5 protein-coding genes are annotated in these 2058 nt (G+C 52.1%); all 5 read left to right on the top strand.

The genetic code is table 11. The annotated features are described in order from the left end of the window. A partial coding sequence (locus HRU21_13105) for a hypothetical protein (protein ID NRA43227.1) occupies window positions 1-255 on the top strand: 255 nt, incomplete at its 5' end. Between the two features lie 88 nt (window positions 256-343). Further along, the gene (locus tag HRU21_13100) at window positions 344-949 is read left to right on the top strand and encodes a hypothetical protein (protein NRA43226.1); all 606 of its coding nucleotides are present in this window, start codon (window positions 344-346) and stop codon (window positions 947-949) included. Window positions 950-1125: 176 nt separating this feature from the next. Beyond that, complete coding sequence (locus tag HRU21_13095; GenBank protein NRA43225.1) at window positions 1126-1386, top strand: hypothetical protein; 261 nt, start codon at window positions 1126-1128, stop codon at window positions 1384-1386. After that, window positions 1379-1705, top strand: a complete 327-nt coding sequence (locus HRU21_13090) for a hypothetical protein (GenBank protein NRA43224.1) — start codon at window positions 1379-1381, stop codon at window positions 1703-1705. The genes HRU21_13095 and HRU21_13090 overlap by 8 nt, the downstream gene beginning before the upstream one ends. A gap of 204 nt (window positions 1706-1909) precedes the next feature. Continuing rightward, a partial coding sequence (locus tag HRU21_13085) for a hypothetical protein (GenBank protein ID NRA43223.1) occupies window positions 1910-2058 on the top strand: 149 nt, incomplete at its 3' end.

Here is a 2058-nt window from a genome sequence, read left to right as displayed (position 1 = left end):
CGGCGTCATTCCCCGGAAACGCTTCAAGTCCTTAAAGATGGCAACAGGCGAATAGCTTTGGACCCTGGGCGGGTTTTGCATCGCCTGCGAGTGATTAGCCAATCAAAAACTAAAGTCGCGGCAGCTGAAAAGCTTGGCCTTAGTCAGCCGGGCGTTTTTATGTTCATCAAGCGCTATGCGCCGCACGGCATCGAAGACGCGTTGCAAGATTACGAAGAAGCTTACGGCGCGCCACTTTTGGAGGATGCGGCATGAATAAAGACGTACAACGCAATGCCGGTTTGGCCTTTGGAATAGTGTTTCTGGTCTTGTTTTTAGCGCTTTATAGCGAGGGGGTGGCCTAATGAAACACCAAGCGGTTTTAAAACCTGAGCGCGCATACATCACGAAGCGAAACGATTTTGACAATTCGTTATGGGCTCAACAGGAGGCCGAGCGCCTTGCAATAATCGATGGAGATTTAGAAGAGGCAAAGCGGCGGCGTGATGCAGTAACGGATTTAAGGGCAAAGGGCCGTAAATCGCAACTAAAGCCGCCGCCTGCTGGCATCATCCGAGCGCTAGGCCCACGCGATGCAATCAGCAATATGTTGAAAGACCGCTTTCTTGAAGAGCGCCACGGACGCACAGCCTTACAGCTTCGTGACTACATGGTCTGCCGAGAGGTCCACATGGGCGGTTCAGGCGATCTTGTTTTCATCGACGGCAAGCAAGCAGGTGATCTAGCGGACAAGATACACGGACTCAGGCAGGGGCAGAGAGCTGTTGCAGCTGGTGAGGCTACCTTGCCTGCGCAGAGCTTCATTCGGCCTGTCACAGGGCTTGTGTGTGGACATGTGACGTTGTTGCAAGCTGGTCGGCAGATCGGAGGCGATACGACTAAGTGCAAAGCTCGCGTGAAAAGCGCCCTGAAACAATATCTTGAGGCCGCGGAGCCGTATTTTGTCTAGGGGTTGTATAAGTCGCGAATATGGGTATGGTTACCACAATCGCAGAGCTGACTTCAGGTCGCTTGCGCGGGGCAACTTCCAAAAATTCAGTTTGCGAGCAGCGGCCACTTTGAGTTGCGTCTCCAATATGTGTGGTCCCCGGCCACTGTTCGCAATCCTTCTACATGAGGTGAGAGATGGCGAAGTCCATTCCAGTTAATCTGCCCAAAGGCCTTGAGGGCGCAGAGCCGCTGCTGGACCACGAAACAGCAGATGACCTTGCTCATTTGCGCACGGTTATAAGAACAGCCCTCAAGGTCGCTGGCGCAAAAGAAACCGGTTGCGGCTTTGGTGCCTCAAGTTTCGAAGGCGGCAAAGGAATGGCCGACGTTTCAGTCAAGTTCGGTAGCCGCAGATACATGATTGAAATTCACGACCTAGGGGCTGAACATGAATAACGAGCAGTTGATCAAGAAACTCCAAGACATGGCTTGGCCTGACTGCCGCGTGTCTATCGAGGTGAGCCCTCGAACATCTGGCGTTGCTACTTCAACGCCACGGCACGTAACAAGTTATTCGGTCAAAGAGTTCATCGAAATGCTTACCGTTGAACAACCCCAAACCCCCAATACCCAATCCAGTGAGGGGGAGAGCACTGAGACGATGGTTGAAGCTCCGACAAAAGAGGAGTTAGAGACCCTTCTTGAAACAGTTGCCCCGGTTGGTGTTCCGCTTCTTGGACCCAACGGCACCACACACCCTGAACAGCAAGACTAACAAGTTTCCGGCAAGGCTACTAATGAGTCCCTAATTCATGGGCGCGAGGGTTTTCTCCTTTGTTTGACTTGCGCTTGGCCTTGCCGGTCCCCTGATACCTCTCAACACAAAGCTAGGAAAAGAACACCTTCGTTGAGGAGCGTTCTCCCGAAACTGCGCCCGCTTCGTGTTGAGAGGTGACTTTATTTAAAAAGGAATGACATCATGGCAGCTCTACAACTCAAAGTGCCCACTTGGAAACAAGCGGCAGAATGGATTTTGGATAGTGCAGGCACTTGGCTTGCGTTTTACATTTTGAAAGAATGGCTCATCGACGAGTCTAAGAACCTCGCTGATCAGCCTCTCATCACTGC

The sequence above is a fragment of the Pseudomonadales bacterium genome (genome assembly GCA_013215025.1).
Lineage (GTDB): Bacteria > Pseudomonadota > Gammaproteobacteria > Pseudomonadales > DT-91 > DT-91.
Note: the sequence above shows the minus strand (reverse complement) of the source record. Positions and strands in the feature narration are given on the sequence as shown.

Bases quoted from the DNA above. Each gene is read 5' to 3' on its own strand.
- HRU21_13100 (NRA43226.1), top strand. From the start codon at position 344: ATGAAACACCAAGCGGTTTTAAAACCTGAGCGCGCATACATCACGAAG.
- HRU21_13095 (NRA43225.1), top strand. From the start codon at position 1,126: ATGGCGAAGTCCATTCCAGTTAATCTGCCCAAAGGCCTTGAGGGCGCA.
- HRU21_13090 (NRA43224.1), top strand. From the start codon at position 1,379: ATGAATAACGAGCAGTTGATCAAGAAACTCCAAGACATGGCTTGGCCT.